This window comes from Pseudomonas pohangensis (genome assembly GCF_900105995.1).
Taxonomy (GTDB): Bacteria; Pseudomonadota; Gammaproteobacteria; order Pseudomonadales; family Pseudomonadaceae; genus Aquipseudomonas; species Aquipseudomonas pohangensis.
On the sequence record NZ_LT629785.1, the window covers coordinates 1,201,463 to 1,215,817 of the forward strand.

A 14,355-nucleotide genomic window follows, 5' to 3' on the forward strand; every position below is an offset into this window, starting at 1 on the left:
TCATGAGCAACATTACCATCACCGACGCAGCCCAGGACTACCTGGCTGACCTGCTGAGCAAGCAGAACACGACTGGCATCGGTATCCGGATTTTCATCACCGAGCCGGGCACGCCGCGTGCCGAAACCTGTATTGCCTATTGCAAGCCGGGCGAAGAGAAGCCGGAAGACAGCGTGCTGGGTCTGAAAAGCTTTACCGCCTATATCGATGCCGCCAGCGAACCGTTCATGGGCGATGCGGTAGTCGATTACGCCAATGACCGCATGGGTGGCCAGCTGACCATCAAGGCGCCGAATGCCAAGGTGCCGATGGTCAACGAGGACAGCCCGATCAGCGAACAGATCAACTACTACCTGCAGACCGAAATCAACCCGGGTTTGGCCAGCCATGGTGGACAGGTGAGTTTTGTCGACATAGATGAAGGCATTGTGATTCTGCGCTTCGGCGGTGGCTGTCAGGGTTGCGGTCAGGCGGATGTGACACTCAAGGAAGGTATCGAGAAGACGCTGCTCGAGCGCATTCCCGGCCTCAAGGGCGTGCGCGACGTGACCGATCACAGCAACCGCGAAAATGCCTATTACTGAGTGATTGGCCAGCCGGGCTGAGGGCAGGCAAAGCCTGCAGATGATCCGGGTGGTTGTTGCTAGGAGCAGGTTCCGCTCGGTGGTTGCCAATCGATTATCCGCGAGTGGACCTGCTCGCGATGCTCTGGCGGCGCCTGTTTCACGATAGTGCAACTGCTATGCTGGCAGCACGGTTCAGCCGGAAGCGCTGGAACCGAGCTGAGAATGGATAGACAGTATGGCCTCCAAGCGCTTCAAGTCCCCGTTGCACTGGCGCATCACGCTCAGCTTTGCGGTCCTGACTGTCATGCTGGGCGCTGGCTTGAGTGCGTACTATCTGGTTCGCACCTCGGATATGTTGATCACGGCGACTGACGGGGTGTTTGACCGGGTTGCTGCGGAGTTGACGCTCAACTTCCAGCTCAGCTATCAACCTGTTCACGAGATGGTCAGCCTCCTGTCCCGCTCTGAAATTGTTGAGGCAACCGACCTGGACAGCCGTCTTGCGCTGTTGCCAATGGTTGCCGCCGGCCTTGAAGCCTTGCCCGAGGCGGTCAGCTTTCAGGTTGGCTATGGGAACGGCGATTACTTCATTGTCCGCTCGCACGCGCCGGCAACCCTGCAGGCGCTTTTCGATGCACCTGCAGGCACCCGTTGGGTCGTAGAGAATATCGATCGCGCCAACCGTAGCGGCGAGGTTCCGTACCGACGTTATTTCCTCGATGGCAATTTCCATCTGATTGCCCGGGCTGACCTTGGCCTGTCCGTTTATGATCCGCGCGAGCGGCCCTGGTATGCCCAGGCCAAGGCCAGTACGCAAACCATCGCTACGCCACCCTATGCGTTTTTTTTCCTGCACAAGCCGGGCCTGACCGTGGCTCGTCAATCGGCTAACGGGCAGGCCGTCGCTGCTGCGGATATTCCACTGGAAGTGTTATCCAGGGTGTTGCTGGACGTTATCAGCACGCCCGGAGCCGAGAGCCTGCTGTACCTGCCGGACGGTACGCTTATGGCAGACGCACAACCGCAGCGACTTCTGGTTCGCCAACCCGACGGCGAGTTGCGCGTGGCCAGGGTGGAGGATTTGAACCGGCGTGCAATACCGCCCGAGCAGGGACCTAATGCAGTAACCAGCCAATGGATTCATCGAACACGGACGCTCGATCTGGCGCCAGGCCTGCAACCGGTATTGACGGTTGCCGTGCCACGCGAGGAATTGCTCGGAGATGCCTACAGTCGGTGGTGGCAGGCCTTGCTGGTTGCAGTCCTGGTGATTCTGCTCTCGTTGCCGGCGACCTGGTGGGTGGCGCGTTCGGTAACGGCGCCCTTGCGCAAGTTGCGTGAGGCTGTGGCAGAGCTGGGCAGTGGCAACCTGGATGTCGATTTGCCCGTGCTGCAGAGAACCGATGAAGTGGGGGAGTTAAACAAGAGCTTCAGGCAGATGCAGCTGTCGTTGAAGGAGCACATTGCCGACCTGCAAAAAGCCACTGCAGCACGTCAGCATCTGGAAAGCGAACTGAGCATCGCCCGTGATATCCAGATGAGCATGCTGCCCGGGGGCGGTGCGCTTCAGATGGATGAAGGCGAATGGCAGGTTGCGGCACGCCTGATACCGGCTCGGGCAGTAGGCGGTGACCTGTTCGAGTTGATTGGCAGTCAACAGAACAGACTCGTGGTGGTGGGTGATGTATCGGACAAGGGTGTTCCGGCAGCGCTGTTCATGGCCCGCGTGGTTACTCTGATCAAGTACTTGCACCATCAGGCAACACCACTGGAGCAGCTGCTGCTGGAGCTCAATCAGCAGTTGTGCGAGGACAATGACAGTTGCATGTTTGTCACGCTGATCTGCGGCACTCTTGATCTGCGCAGCGGCGAATTCTGTTACGTGAGTGCTGGCCATAATCCGCCGATCCTGAGCTCTACCGGCGCCAGCAAGTTTGTCGATTGTTGCAATGGTCCGCCGCTGGGTTTGCATGAAACAGCCAGCTTTCCACTGAATCGTTTGCTACTGCCCGCACAGTCCATGTTGACCCTGTACACGGATGGCATAACCGAAGCGTTCAATACGGACCGGCTTGAGTTCGGCAACCAGCGCCTGCTTGCAGTCCTGCAGGAAATGCCGCCTTCGGCAGCTGCAGCGCTTGATGGCGTACTGGCGGCGGTGGACGGTTTTGTCCACGGGGCCGAACAATCCGACGACATCACGCTAATGATGCTGAAGAGGAGCTGAAATGGGTTTCATGATTTTGCACGGCTCCGAGCAGCTCGATCAGGCGCTGGATTGGCTGCAGTCCCTGCTCGAGATGGAAAAGGTGGCAGTGGAGGTGATCTGTGACTTGAAGGTGGTGGTGGATGAAATGGTTGCCAATACCTTCATGTACGGACGAAGCGGGCATCAGGGTGGCTGGATCAAACTGAGTCTGGAACGACAGGGCAATTGTCTGAACCTGATGATTGAGGACAACGGCGATCCCTTTGACCCTTTGCAGCAGGCACCTGCCGAAATAACCGGCGCTATGCAGGATCGACCTGTTGGTGGTCTGGGCTTGTTACTGGTAAAAAGCCTGACAGACGTTCAGCAGTATCAGCGTGCCGGGGACAGGAATATTCTTGTCCTGAGCAAGAACCTCAACTGAAATGGACATGCCATGCCTCTCGACATAGACGTAAAAAATCCCTCGCCAGAGACTCTCAGGGTGGTGCTTGCAGGTTCACTGGACAGCCAGACGGCCCCCCGCCTTGATCACGCGCTGGATGCTGCGTACCAGCCGGAATGCCGGCTGCTGGCATTTGATATGGGCAGTCTTGAATTCATCAGCTCAGCCGGCCTGCGCGTGATATTCAAGAATGTAAAGAGAATCAAGAAAAGCGGCGGGCGCGTGGGTGTTTCACGGATGAATGCCGGTGTGCGCAAAGTCTTCGAGATCGTGCAGGCAATTCCCGATCTGGACATTTTTGCCAGTGTGGAAGAGATGGATGAATACCTGGCGACCATCCAGCGGCGTGCGCTGGACGACGACTGGGAATAACGGTTTTCGGGCCTTGATGCCGCTTCGTTCCGCTCGCCCCAGCTATACCTGAACAATCAAATCAGCCAGCAGATGCCGGGCTGACTTGATTGTGGCTGCCATGGCTGTTTAGCTGAAACTCGCGTTATTCCCCGGTTTCAGCCACAAAGTCTTCCTTGGCCCGTACTGCACAGTCCGGGCAGACAAAGTCCTCGGGCAAATCGGCAAACAGGGTGCCGGGTTTGTAGCCTTCATGGGCATCACCGAGCTGTTCATCGTAAATGTAGCCACAGTCGGGGCAGGTGTATTTGCTCACGGGAACTCCTAGGCGGTTTTCTGTTGGGTCTGCAGCGCCCGGCTGTACCTGGCTTCAAGGGCAGCACGGCGGCCGGGTGCAATGTTGATCTTATCGAAGTCGCCGGCAATGTGCGGCAGCGCCAGCAGGCGACGATCCATCAACCAGTACCACAGTGGCGGGACCAGGGCGATCAGAAACATACCGAAGTAGCCGGTGGGCATGCTCGGCAGGTCGGCAAAGCTGCGCAGGCTCTGGTAGCGACGGGTCGGGTGGGCGTGGTGGTCCGAGTGACGCTCCAGATGATAGAGCAGCAGGTTGGAGGCAATGAAATCGGCATTCCAGCTGTGGTACGGCTGGCAATGCTCAAAGCTGCCATTGGCCTTGCGCTGGCGCAGCAGACCGTAGTGCTCGATGTAGTTGGCGCTGGTCAGCTGCCACCAGGCGTAGAAGTTGTGGATGGCGAGGAACGGCAACATGATCCAGCCGAAGGCGATGACCAGACTGAGCTGCAGGATCGCGCCCAGTATGTAGGATTGCAGTGCTTCGTTTTCCAGGCTCCATTGGGATTTGCCCAGCCGCTGCAGGCGCTCCTTCTCCAGATTCCAGCCGCGCCTGAAGGCGCCGGGAATCTCGCGACAGGCGAAGCTGTAGATGTTTTCGCCCATGCGCGAGCTGGCCGGATCTTCCGGGGTGGCCACGTGGCGGTGGTGACCGCGATTGTGCTCGATACAGAAATGCCCGTAGAAAGGCACGGCCAGGACTATTCGCGCCATCCAGCGTTCCAGGTTGGTTTTCTTGTGGCCGAGTTCATGGGCGGTGTTGATGCCCAGACCGCTGTACAGGCCGGCGGTCAGTGCCAGCACCAGCACGCTGGGCCAGGCCAGATCATGACTGGCCGTGAAGCCGGCGATGATCACCAGAACCACCAGGTGCAAGGGCACGGTGAGGATCGGCAGCCAGCGGTAGTAAGGATCGTCTTCCAGTTGTGGCACCAGCTCCTCGGGCGGGTTGCTCTGGTCGGTGCCCAGTAGCGCGTCGAAGAGGCTGGCGCCGCCATAGATGCCTACCAGCGGCGCGATCAGTGTCCACTCGCTGCCGGTCAACAGGTACAGGCCGACACCGCTGAGGGCGAGCAAGGGGTAGAGCATGGAGAATAGCCACAGATGGCGTTTGCGATCCTGATAGGTAATCAGGCGGTTGTCAGCGAGTTGCAGGCTATAGGTTTTCATTGTGTTCCTACCTCGGCAGTACGGAATTGCGTGATTGCACAGTAGGTCGTTTGGGTTTATTGATAAATTTCAGTTAACGACAATAATATGGTCATTTACCGCCACTTGAGCCGCTGATGCCGCATCCCATAGATCTGTTGCCCGTACCGGCCACCTATACGCGGGTGCTTTTGCAGCGTCTGGCGGGTGCCGAGGAGCGCTTGTTGGCAGGTACCGGATTACTGCCCGAGAGCAGTAATCTGCCCGCCGAGATTACGGTTGCCCAGCAGTTGCAGGTATTTCGCAATGCCATGGCGATTGCCCGGCGCCCGGACTGGGCGGTCGAGTTCGGCAAGTTGCTGAATATCTCCAGCCATGGGCCGCTGGGCTTTGCCGCGCTGAGTGCATCGACCCTGGGAGAGGGGTTGGAAGTACTGGCACGCTTTGCGCGCATCCGCGCGCCTTATCTGAATTTTCGCGTGCGTGAAACAGCCGAGCGCCTGATTTTTGAATTGCTCACGGATAGCTACCCGTTGGGCGATCTGGAGATTCCGCTTGGCGAAATTGTGCTGCAGATAGCCTGTTCCTACGCCGAGGCGGTGATGGCGGACCGCATTGGTGAGGCATTCGTTCTGCTGGCCTTTCCGGCACCGGACGATCTGGCCGGTTATTGCGCACAATACCGGGCACAGTGCGAATTCCGGGCGCCTGTTAGCGGCTTTGCCATTCCGTTGTCCCTGCGCGACCTGGCGTGTCCGTTACAGGACGACAAGACCTTCCGCGCCTCGCTGCTGCGTTGCAACGAGGCGCTGGATAAACTGCTGGCTCCGGCAGATATAGTCCTGCGCAGCGAGCACTGGCTGGCAGAGCAGTTCGAGATGTTGCGCTCGGATCAGGTTGCCCGGTGCTTGCCGGGTCTGGAGCAGCTGGCCTCGGCCCTGGCCATGTCGCCGCGTACGCTGATCCGTCATCTGGCTGCGCGCAATACCAGTTTTCGCGAACTGCGCGATGCCCAGCAGCGTGAGCTGGCGGTGCGTTTGCTGGCTAATGCCAGCTACACCGTGCAGGAAGTCGGGTCCTTGCTGGGCTATCCGGATGCGGCGAATTTCGGCCGGGCTTTTCGCCGCATGTTTGGTGTGTCGCCGGGGCAGTATCGCCGGCGCCAACGCTAACCGGGCTGCCTGGCCAGGCTCTTGCGCATGGGCAGTCTGAGCAGGGCCAGCGCCAGCAGTGGCAGCATCGCCATGTTCAGCGCACTCCAGCCCAGATTGCTGATCAGCGCGCCCGAGGCAAAGGATGCACAGGCGGCCACCAGGCCATTGCCCAGCTCCATCAGCCCCTGTGCCTGGCCGCGCTCATTTGGCGCATGCCCCTGGGCCAGCAAGGTGGTCCCGGCGACCATCAGCAGGTTCCAGCCCAGTCCAAGCAGGAACGAGCTGATCAGGAAGTACGCCTGGCCCAGCCCGGACAGTGCAATCCCGGCGCTGCTGATCAGGATCAGACAGCCGATCACGGCCATGCGCGTCGAGCCCAGCCGGTCAACCAGCGGTCCGGCGACAAAAGCCGGCAGAAACATGCCGAGCATGTGCCAGCGAATCACTTCGGCACTGGTTTCCAGCGACAGTCCGCAGAAACTCATGGCCAGCGGGGTAGCATTCATCACCAGAATCATCAGACCGTGGCCGATGGCGGTGGTCAGCATGGCGGTGCGCACCAGCGGACGGCCGAGCATCTCGCGTATAGCCGCAAAGCCATTGCCTGCGGGGATCGAAGATCCGCCCGGCGGCAGGCGCCAGAGCAGCAACAGTGCGCATCCGGCCAGCGCAGCAATCAGCAGGTAAGCGCCCGTGAAGGGGACGGGCAGTGCATTGCGCGCCCAGATGGCCATGGCCGGGGCAAACAGCGCGGCGCACACACCGCCCCCGAGCACATAAGCCGTGGCGCGGCCCCGGTGCTGCTCATCCACGGCATCCTGGGCGGCAAAGCGGTAGTACATGGCGGATGCCTGGTAGGCGCCGATGGGCAGGGCACCCAGACAGAACAACAGGAAACTCTCCAGACTGATGGCCAGGGCGCTGAAGATGCCACCGGCAATGCCGCAGACTGCGCCGAGCAATAAGCCGCTGCGCCGGCCATGGCGCTGCATGAACAGTGACAGCGGCTGGACGCTGAGCAGATTGCCGATCACCAGCATCGCCAGTGGCAGTGTTGCCAGTGCGTTGCCCGGTGCCAGTTGCAGGCCGATCAGGGCGGTCAGGGTGATGCCGATCATCGCGCAGCACCAGTACAGGGCTTGCGCGCTGAACAGCAGGGCTATCGACGGATTGAGCATCAGGACCCGGAGTCGGTTGCGCCATTGGCTATTGGCGCTGCCACTGACTCATCGGGAGCGGAAAGTTTCGGCAATTTTTCCAGGGGACGACGCGGGCGTGGCAGCAGTTCGCCGCCACAATTGGGGCACTGACCATTTAGCCAGTTACTGGCGCAGGACTCACAGAAGGTACATTCAAAGGAGCAAATGCGTGCTTCGGTCGAGTCGACTGGCAACTCGCAATGGCAGGATTCGCAGTTCGGGCGCATTTCCAGCATGACGGTCTCCCGCTGTGTAGACAGCTGATAGTGTCCCAGAAGGCGTCCGGATTGGATAGGGCGGGCAGGTTGTAGCGGGGAAGGGGCTTTTGATCAGGGGGCGTTGTGGCGCAGGCAGCGAAATGGCAATTCAAGGATGCAGCCAACGGGTTTGCCAGTTTGCATGGCAAACCCGTCGGGGGCTTGTCAGCCGGCGAATGCGCTGCCGGGCATCTGCCAAGGCTCGAGGCGATAGCCCTGTTCAATCAGGTCTTCGCGGGACTTCTGCAAGGCAGCGGACAGTTGGCCGGCATCCATATGGCTGCAACCGGTGAGGGCTACCCGACCGAGCAGGCGGCTGCTGGTGCGGTCAACCACAGACAGGCTAAGGTCGTCAGAGCCATTGGCCGGGGTCCAGGCAATGCATTGGAAAGGCAGAAAGGCACGGTCTGCAATCAACAGGGCTTCGTTCATGCGCAGCGTGGAATTCATGGTGTGTTCTCTCTATCAGGCGTCGGGGATGGGCCACCGCTGGCGGTGACCTGTATCCCTGCGATGCCGGATTCTGACCAGAAAGTCACATTGTGTTGCAGATAGCGGATTTATTCTTCAAGGGCCACAGTGGCTGACCCGCTCTGAAGGGTTCTGTCAGCCCAAATCTGCTCGGCCCGCCTGAACGCTTCCTCGCGTGTATGGCCGAGACCATGCAGGGCCAGGGCGATGGTGCCAAGAACCGCCTGCAAGCCATACTCACAGGTTTCCAGGCCCTGCCAGACGGCCACCAGGCGGTCAGTTTCCAGCTGTGCCGGTTTCACGTGACGCTGCGCGAACACGGCTGGCCACTCGTCTTCCCGGCATCCTTGTGCCGAGGCACCAAGCAACTGGCAAGGGCTATCCGGATTGATTTCGATCTCGCCACCTTCGCCTTTGATCACGATCGCGTGATCCCCGAGCAGCTGGCTGGCATCGCGGTGTACCGCCTGATAACCAGGGTGGAAGATGCTTTGCAGGCCACAGCGCGCCTGCAAGGGGTTGAGAATGCGCGCCAGTGAGTGAATCGGCGAACGCAGGCCAAGGACGTTGCGCAGATCGATCATGTGCTGCAGTTCCGGCATCCAGCTGCCCAGCGGGATAAATGCCAGCTGCTGTCGATCCAGGGCAGTGGCAACCTGAGCCCAGTCGTGGCATAGCGGAATGTCGAGCAGTTCCAGCAGCTGTTCGCTGTACAACCTGCCAGCGGTATGTGCGCCACCACCGTGCATGAGGATGCGCACGCCACTGCCAGCCAGTGCCTTGACCGCCAGCAGGAACCACGGCAAATGACGTTTTTTGCCGGCATAGCTGGGCCAGTCGAGATCAACCTGGATTGGCGGGGCGTTGATCCGCGCACGGACCGCATCGGCAAATCCGGCCAGCTCCCCGGCACTCTCTTCCTTGTGCCGCAACAGCATGAGAAACGCGCCCAGCTGGGCTTCTTCAGTCTCGCCATCGAGCAGCATGCCCATGGCCTGGGCAGCTTCTTCACGGCTCAGGTCGCGCGCACCGCGCTTGCCCTTGCCGAGGATGCGTACGAACTGGGCAAAGGGGTGTTCTTCAGGGGTAATCAGGTTCATAGACAATTGGTCGGTTTGGGCAGGCCGGCCAGCTTGGCGGCCAGCTTGGCGGGTGTGCCCTTGAATAGAAGGTTGAGGTGCTGGCTGTTGCCTTTCGCCGGGCCAAGTCTGGCGGCGGCATATTTGACCAGCGGACGGGTAGCCGGCGATAGCTGGAACTCGGTGTAGAAACTGCGCAGCAGTTCGATGATCTCCCAGTGCGCGGCAGTCAGCACCATGCCTTCCTGCGCGGCAAGCACGGTGGCGACCTCGGGTGTCCAGTCTTCCAGGTTTTGCAAGAAACCATGTTTGTCGAGTTGCAGGGTTTTCCCTGCGGCGATCAGGGTACTCATAACCAGCTGTTGACGCGGGAGTAGTGCCCGCAGAGTGCGACAAAGGTGGCGTAATCGATGGCCGTTACCCGCTGCGGATATTCGCTCAGCCCGCGCGCCAGCAAGTCTTCCTGCAAGGCATTGATGGATATGCCGGCAGGCAGCTGGAGCAGCGCCCGCAGTGCCGCGCTGCCGGGCTGCAATGCATACACGGCATCGCCGGTCAGGAGCAGGCCGTCGTCGTCCGCCAGCAGCGGCAGACAACTGTCGAGGCGGTTGTCACTGAAAGGCGAGTGCGCCAACAGGTGCAAAGTACTCATCAGAGGGTAATCACCTGGTCATAGCGTTCGAAAAGCACGCGAATCTGCAGGTCATCCAGGATGTGCGCCGGCATGCTCAGGCTGTGATCTTCCAGTCCGCGCTGCTGCAGGCTGCGGGCGGAGACGAAGAGCGCTTCCACGCCGAAGAGCGGCAGTGCCTGCAGGTTTGCACAGAGGTTCTTCTGCTCAATGGCACTGGCCTGCTGGTTATTCTGCAGCTGAAAAACCCCATCGTCGAGGAACAGCAGGCCCAGCGGCAGATCAAAGGCGCCACCCGCCAGTACCAGATCAAGGGCTTCCCTGGCGTCAGGGCCGGACCAGGGCGCTTGCCGACTAACCACCAGCAAAGACTTGGGCATGCTCAGTGGCCTCCGAAGCAAATCAGACGGTCGGCTGACTGGATGGCATCGTGCAGCTGGCCAAGCCCGGAGAGCTCCCAGGGCGGGCTTACGCAGGCTGCCCGGCGTTCATGGCGTTCGGCTTCCTGCTGGTCAAGAACCCCGCGGCGCAGGGCTGCAGCGATGCACACGACCGAGTCCAGCTGGTGGCAGCTGATGAAATTCTGCCACTCGCCGGCCACATTGTTTTCATCCTGTGGTGTCACGATCGAGCTGCAGGCGTTGTGCACGCCATCCTGATAAAAGAACAGCCGGACAATTTCATGGCCGCTGCCCAGCACGGCCTCGGCGAAGCGCAAGGCGCGCCGGGAGGCGGGTGCGTGGGGCGGCGAGTAGACGGCTATGGCAAATTTCATGAAAGTCCGGCTTGAGCATGGCTGGTTGCATGATAAAACGATTTGCCTGACCCCAGACAGCAAAAAGCCCGCCGGAGCGGGCCTTGTGTGCTGCTGGTTATCAGTCGTTGCTGCTGAACACTCCGATCAGCTGCAGCAGGCTGATGAACAGGTTGTAGATGGAAATGTACAGGCCAATGGTGGCCATGATGTAGTTGCGCTCCCCGCCCTGGATGATGGCGCTGGTCTGGAACAGGATGGCTGCCGAGGAGAACAGCACAAAGCCTGCGCTGATCGCCAGTTGCAGGCCGCTGATCTGGAAGAACAGGTTGGCCAGTACCGCGCCAAGCAGAACCCAGAAGCCGGCCATCAGGAAACCGCTGAGGAAACTCATGTCCTTGCGGGTGATCAGCACATAGGCTGACAGGCCGAAGAACACCAGTGCGGTCATGCCCAGTGCCGAGGCCACCACGTCGCTGCCATTGGGCAGACTCAGGTACATGTTGAGGATCGGCCCGAGGGTGTAACCCATGAAGCCGGTCAGGGCGAAGGTGGAGACCAGTCCCCAGCCGCTGTTGCGCAGCTTGGTGGTCAGGAAGAACAGGCCGTAGAAGCCAACCAGAACCACGAAGATATTCGGGTAGGGCACCGCCATCTGCTGGGCGACATAGGCAACCACGCCACTGAACAGCAGTGTCATCGACAGCAAGCCGTAGGTATTGCGCAGCACGCTGCTTACTTCACTTTGCTCGGCCTGGGCATATCCCGGTGCAATTTCACGTTCCTGCATGGCAAATCTCCTGATTGCGTAGGATCAAAACTATTTCCGCGTCGATCATAACAGAGGCTGCAGTCCTGCCTACCCGGGTTATTTAACCAACTGTTGCAGGTAGCGGACAGGCCGGGCAGTTGATTCTGGCTGCGGCAGCTGAGGCCGCTGCCGTCTGGCAGGCCGCTCGCGCAAGGCCGCAACAAAGACCATTTGAAATAATCGGGTGTTTCGGTATATTGCGCAGCGCAGCAAGATGGAGGGTTGGCAGAGCGGTTGAATGCACCGGTCTTGAAAACCGGCGAACGTTAGTAGCGTTTCCAGGGTTCGAATCCCTGGCCCTCCACCACTCTTGCAGCGTTGTGCAGGGCTTGGTGCGGTTGACTTCATTCTGAAGCGGCCCGCAAGTTGAAAGATCAGGCTGGTAAAAGGATTTTCCAGTTGTTCACTCGATTTCTGCAGCATAACGAGGTAAAGGTTTGATCAGAGTACTGGTGGTAGATGACCACGATCTGGTTCGTGCCGGTATTACCCGGATGCTGGAGGATGTGCCCGGAATTCAGGTGGTCGGTGAAGCCGGTTCTGGTGAAGAAGCACTGAAGAAAACCCGTGAACTCAAGCCAGACGTGATCCTGATGGACATCAAGATGCCGGGCATCGGCGGTCTTGAAGCAACACGCAAACTCATGCGCAGTAACCCCGACCTGAAAATCATCGCTGTCACTGCCTGTGAAGAAGAGCCCTTTCCCAGCCGGTTGCTGCAGGCGGGAGCGGCTGGTTACCTGACCAAAGGCTCGGCCCTCTCGGACATGCTGCAGGCCATCCGCCAGGTATTTTCCGGTCAGCGCTACATCAGCCCTCCGATTGCCCAGCAACTGGCCTTGAAAGCTTTCCAGCGCGTGCCTGCGGACTGCCCCTTTGATGCGCTGTCCGAGCGTGAAATCCAGATCGCCCTGATGATCGCCAATTGCAACAAGGTGCAGGGCATCTCCGACAAGCTGTTTTTGTCACCCAAGACAGTCAACACCTATCGCTACCGCATCTTTGAAAAGCTCTCGATCTCCAGTGATGTGGAACTGGCGTTGCTGGCCGTGCGGCATGGCATGGTTGATGCAGTCGGTTGATGTGAATAACGGCGCGTTCGACCCCGCAGAGTTTCTCAAGACTTGCAGTAGCCGGCCGGGTGTTTATCGGATGCTCGATCTGGCCGGTCGTTTGCTCTACGTCGGCAAGGCCAAGAACCTGAAGAAGCGTCTGGCGAGTTACTTTCGCCAGACCGGCCTGGCGCCAAAGACGGCGGCGCTGGTGGCCAAAATCGCGCAGATTGAAACCACCATTACGGCCAATGAAACCGAAGCATTGCTTCTTGAGCAAACCCTGATCAAGGAATGGCGTCCGCCGTACAACATCCTGTTGCGCGACGACAAATCCTACCCCTATGTGTTTCTGTCCGATGCCGAGTTTCCGCGGCTGAGCCTGCATCGCGGGGCGAAAAAGGCCAAGGGCCGCTACTTTGGCCCGTATCCGAGCGCCGGGGCGATTCGTGAAAGCCTGCATCTGTTGCAAAAAACCTTTCTCGTCCGGCAATGCGAAGACAGCTATTTCAAAAACCGCACCCGACCCTGCCTGCAGTATCAGATCAAGCGCTGCAAGGCGCCTTGTGTCGGTCTGGTTGATGCTGACGAGTACGCCGAAGACATTCGTCATTCGGTGATGTTTCTGGAAGGCCGCAGCAACCAGCTGTCTAGCGAGCTGGTCGCCGGGATGGAGCAGGCTTCTGCGCAGCTGGACTTTGAACGGGCGGCGATTCTTCGCGATCAATCAGCCCTGCTGCGCCGGGTGCAGGATCAGCAGAGCATGGATGGCGGTAGTGGCGATGTGGATATCGTCGCCGCCAGAGTCAACCCGGGTGGTGCCTGCGTGCATCTGGTCACGGTGCGCGGGGGCAGGGTGCTGGGCAGCAAGAACTACTTTCCCCAGGTGGCTATCGAGGAAGAAACCAGTGACGTGCTGCTGGCATTTCTGGCCCAGTACTATCTGGGTAACCAGGAGCGGGAACTGCCGTCAGAGCTGATCGTCAATGCCGTGCATGAAGACTTTCCGGTGTTGGTAGCCGCCCTGCAGTCGGCGCGTGGCCGCCAGCTAGTGATCAGCCACAGGGTGCGGGGCAACCGTGCACGCTGGCAGCAGCTGGCAGTGACCAATGCCGAGCAGGCACTCAGCGCACGCTTGTCCGACCGTCAGCATCTGGCGGCAAGGTTCGAAGCCTTGACCGAGGCCCTGCAGCTGGAAGAGGCACCGCAGCGGCTGGAGTGTTTCGATATCAGCCATTCCAGCGGGGAAGCAACGGTTGCTTCCTGTGTGGTGTTTGGGCCGGAAGGCGCGCTGAAATCGGACTATCGGCGTTACAACATTGAAGGCGTGAGTGCCGGCGATGATTACGCGGCCATGCATCAGGCCCTTACCCGGCGCTTCAGCAAGCTCGCTGAAGGCGAAGGCAAACTGCCGGACATTCTGCTGGTGGATGGTGGCAAGGGCCAGCTGAACATGGCGCGCGAGGTGCTTGAAGAGCTGTCCGTGCCCGACATGCTGTTGCTTGGTGTGGCCAAGGGGGTAACGCGCAAGCCCGGTTTCGAGTTGTTGTACCTGAATGACGCGGCCCACGAGTTCACCCTGCCGGCAGATTCACCAGCCTTGCATCTGATCCAGCAAATACGTGACGAAGCCCACCGTTTTGCCATTACCGGTCATCGTGCCCGGCGCGGCAAGGCAAGGCGTACTTCTACGCTGGAAGATGTTGCCGGTGTTGGTCCCAAGCGGCGCAGGGACTTGCTCAAGCACTTTGGCGGCCTGCAGGAATTGACGCGTGCCAGCGTTGAAGAGATAGCCAAGGCGCCGGGAATCAGTAAAAAGCTGGCTGATTTGATTTATGCGACATTGCACAGTGAGTAGAATGGCCACTCA

At 59.6% G+C, this 14,355-nt stretch carries 18 protein-coding genes and 1 tRNA gene; 8 read left to right on the forward strand and 11 right to left on the reverse strand.

The annotated features are described in order from the left end of the window. Positions 1–2: 2 nt before the first annotated feature. The 4 genes from nfuA to BLT89_RS05645 all read left to right on the forward strand — a co-directional run bounded on the left by nfuA (position 3) and on the right by BLT89_RS05645 (position 3,592). Positions 3–584 carry a Fe-S biogenesis protein NfuA gene (nfuA, locus tag BLT89_RS05630; protein ID WP_090193506.1) on the forward strand — a complete coding sequence of 194 codons (582 nt, stop codon included), beginning with the start codon at positions 3–5 and terminating at the stop codon, positions 582–584. Positions 585–801: 217 nt separating this feature from the next. Continuing rightward, positions 802–2,793, forward strand: a complete 1,992-nt coding sequence (locus BLT89_RS05635) for a SpoIIE family protein phosphatase (protein ID WP_090193507.1) — start codon at positions 802–804, stop codon at positions 2,791–2,793. 1 nt (position 2,794) lies between these two features. Continuing rightward, the gene (locus tag BLT89_RS05640; protein ID WP_090193508.1) at positions 2,795–3,199 is read left to right on the forward strand and encodes an ATP-binding protein; all 405 of its coding nucleotides are present in this window, start codon (positions 2,795–2,797) and stop codon (positions 3,197–3,199) included. Positions 3,200–3,211: 12 nt separating this feature from the next. Further along, positions 3,212–3,592, forward strand: coding sequence for an STAS domain-containing protein (locus BLT89_RS05645; protein ID WP_090193509.1), 381 nt, complete (start codon positions 3,212–3,214; stop codon positions 3,590–3,592). Between the two features lie 124 nt (positions 3,593–3,716). On the opposite strand, the gene BLT89_RS05650 is transcribed toward BLT89_RS05645, so the two are convergent. Further along, complete coding sequence (locus tag BLT89_RS05650) at positions 3,717–3,887, reverse strand: rubredoxin (protein ID WP_090193510.1); 171 nt, start codon at positions 3,885–3,887, stop codon at positions 3,717–3,719. Positions 3,888–3,895: 8 nt separating this feature from the next. Beyond that, positions 3,896–5,098 (reverse strand): alkane 1-monooxygenase, encoded by a 1,203-nt coding sequence (locus BLT89_RS05655; protein ID WP_090193511.1) that lies wholly within the window; start codon positions 5,096–5,098, stop codon positions 3,896–3,898. 116 nt (positions 5,099–5,214) lie between these two features. Here BLT89_RS05655 and BLT89_RS05660 point away from each other — a divergent pair, with 116 nt between their 5' ends. Next, entirely contained in the window at positions 5,215–6,249 is a 1,035-nt protein-coding gene (locus BLT89_RS05660) for an AraC family transcriptional regulator (protein WP_090193512.1), read from the forward strand. Here BLT89_RS05660 and BLT89_RS05665 read toward each other — a convergent pair. The 9 genes from BLT89_RS05665 to BLT89_RS05705 form a co-directional block, all read right to left on the reverse strand. Further along, positions 6,246–7,409 (reverse strand): MFS transporter, encoded by a 1,164-nt coding sequence (locus BLT89_RS05665; protein ID WP_090193513.1) that lies wholly within the window; start codon positions 7,407–7,409, stop codon positions 6,246–6,248. The genes BLT89_RS05660 and BLT89_RS05665 overlap by 4 nt on opposite strands. Continuing rightward, positions 7,409–7,666, reverse strand: a complete 258-nt coding sequence (locus tag BLT89_RS05670) for a DUF1272 domain-containing protein (RefSeq protein ID WP_090193514.1) — start codon at positions 7,664–7,666, stop codon at positions 7,409–7,411. Before BLT89_RS05670 ends, BLT89_RS05665 begins: the two co-directional genes overlap by 1 nt. Before the next feature lie 186 nt (positions 7,667–7,852). Next, on the reverse strand, positions 7,853–8,137 hold the full coding sequence (locus BLT89_RS05675) for a hypothetical protein (protein ID WP_090193515.1): 285 nt from the start codon (positions 8,135–8,137) through the stop codon (positions 7,853–7,855). A gap of 110 nt (positions 8,138–8,247) precedes the next feature. Then, positions 8,248–9,258: a glycosyl transferase family protein gene (locus BLT89_RS05680; protein ID WP_090193516.1), complete on the reverse strand. Its 1,011-nt coding sequence runs from the start codon at positions 9,256–9,258 to the stop codon at positions 8,248–8,250. Then, complete coding sequence (locus BLT89_RS05685; protein WP_090193517.1) at positions 9,255–9,590, reverse strand: TusE/DsrC/DsvC family sulfur relay protein; 336 nt, start codon at positions 9,588–9,590, stop codon at positions 9,255–9,257. The genes BLT89_RS05680 and BLT89_RS05685 overlap by 4 nt, the downstream gene beginning before the upstream one ends. Continuing rightward, the gene (tusB, locus tag BLT89_RS05690) at positions 9,587–9,889 is read right to left on the reverse strand and encodes a sulfurtransferase complex subunit TusB (protein WP_090193518.1); all 303 of its coding nucleotides are present in this window, start codon (positions 9,887–9,889) and stop codon (positions 9,587–9,589) included. The genes BLT89_RS05685 and tusB overlap by 4 nt, the downstream gene beginning before the upstream one ends. Continuing rightward, positions 9,889–10,248, reverse strand: coding sequence for a sulfurtransferase complex subunit TusC (gene tusC, locus BLT89_RS05695; protein ID WP_090193519.1), 360 nt, complete (start codon positions 10,246–10,248; stop codon positions 9,889–9,891). Before tusC ends, tusB begins: the two co-directional genes overlap by 1 nt. 2 nt (positions 10,249–10,250) lie before the next feature. Beyond that, complete coding sequence (tusD, locus tag BLT89_RS05700) at positions 10,251–10,643, reverse strand: sulfurtransferase complex subunit TusD (protein ID WP_090193520.1); 393 nt, start codon at positions 10,641–10,643, stop codon at positions 10,251–10,253. Between the two features lie 100 nt (positions 10,644–10,743). After that, positions 10,744–11,412 carry a Bax inhibitor-1/YccA family protein gene (locus BLT89_RS05705; protein WP_090193521.1) on the reverse strand — a complete coding sequence of 223 codons (669 nt, stop codon included), beginning with the start codon at positions 11,410–11,412 and terminating at the stop codon, positions 10,744–10,746. Between the two features lie 237 nt (positions 11,413–11,649). On the opposite strand from BLT89_RS05705, the gene BLT89_RS05710 reads away from it, so the two are divergent. From BLT89_RS05710 to uvrC, 3 genes are all read left to right on the forward strand, one after another. Beyond that, a tRNA-Ser gene (locus BLT89_RS05710) sits at positions 11,650–11,740 on the forward strand. A gap of 130 nt (positions 11,741–11,870) precedes the next feature. Next, positions 11,871–12,515 carry a response regulator transcription factor GacA gene (gacA, locus tag BLT89_RS05715; protein ID WP_090193522.1) on the forward strand — a complete coding sequence of 215 codons (645 nt, stop codon included), beginning with the start codon at positions 11,871–11,873 and terminating at the stop codon, positions 12,513–12,515. Next, entirely contained in the window at positions 12,502–14,343 is a 1,842-nt protein-coding gene (uvrC, locus tag BLT89_RS05720) for an excinuclease ABC subunit UvrC (protein ID WP_090193523.1), read from the forward strand. The genes gacA and uvrC overlap by 14 nt, the downstream gene beginning before the upstream one ends. Positions 14,344–14,355: the final 12 nt, after the last annotated feature.

Excerpts from the sequence above, each read along its gene's own strand:
- nfuA (WP_090193506.1), top strand. The coding sequence starts at position 3 with ATGAGCAACATTACCATCACCGACGCAGCCCAGGACTACCTGGCTGAC.
- BLT89_RS05635 (WP_090193507.1), top strand. The coding sequence starts at position 802 with ATGGCCTCCAAGCGCTTCAAGTCCCCGTTGCACTGGCGCATCACGCTC.
- BLT89_RS05640 (WP_090193508.1), top strand. The coding sequence starts at position 2,795 with ATGGGTTTCATGATTTTGCACGGCTCCGAGCAGCTCGATCAGGCGCTG.
- BLT89_RS05645 (WP_090193509.1), top strand. The coding sequence starts at position 3,212 with ATGCCTCTCGACATAGACGTAAAAAATCCCTCGCCAGAGACTCTCAGG.
- BLT89_RS05655 (WP_090193511.1), bottom strand. The coding sequence starts at position 5,098 with ATGAAAACCTATAGCCTGCAACTCGCTGACAACCGCCTGATTACCTAT.
- BLT89_RS05660 (WP_090193512.1), top strand. The coding sequence starts at position 5,215 with ATGCCGCATCCCATAGATCTGTTGCCCGTACCGGCCACCTATACGCGG.
- BLT89_RS05665 (WP_090193513.1), bottom strand. The coding sequence starts at position 7,409 with ATGCTCAATCCGTCGATAGCCCTGCTGTTCAGCGCGCAAGCCCTGTAC.
- BLT89_RS05670 (WP_090193514.1), bottom strand. The coding sequence starts at position 7,666 with ATGCTGGAAATGCGCCCGAACTGCGAATCCTGCCATTGCGAGTTGCCA.
- BLT89_RS05675 (WP_090193515.1), bottom strand. The coding sequence starts at position 8,137 with ATGAATTCCACGCTGCGCATGAACGAAGCCCTGTTGATTGCAGACCGT.
- BLT89_RS05680 (WP_090193516.1), bottom strand. The coding sequence starts at position 9,258 with ATGAACCTGATTACCCCTGAAGAACACCCCTTTGCCCAGTTCGTACGC.
- BLT89_RS05685 (WP_090193517.1), bottom strand. The coding sequence starts at position 9,590 with ATGAGTACCCTGATCGCCGCAGGGAAAACCCTGCAACTCGACAAACAT.
- tusB (WP_090193518.1), bottom strand. The coding sequence starts at position 9,889 with ATGAGTACTTTGCACCTGTTGGCGCACTCGCCTTTCAGTGACAACCGC.
- tusC (WP_090193519.1), bottom strand. The coding sequence starts at position 10,248 with ATGCCCAAGTCTTTGCTGGTGGTTAGTCGGCAAGCGCCCTGGTCCGGC.
- tusD (WP_090193520.1), bottom strand. The coding sequence starts at position 10,643 with ATGAAATTTGCCATAGCCGTCTACTCGCCGCCCCACGCACCCGCCTCC.
- BLT89_RS05705 (WP_090193521.1), bottom strand. The coding sequence starts at position 11,412 with ATGCAGGAACGTGAAATTGCACCGGGATATGCCCAGGCCGAGCAAAGT.
- uvrC (WP_090193523.1), top strand. The coding sequence starts at position 12,502 with ATGCAGTCGGTTGATGTGAATAACGGCGCGTTCGACCCCGCAGAGTTT.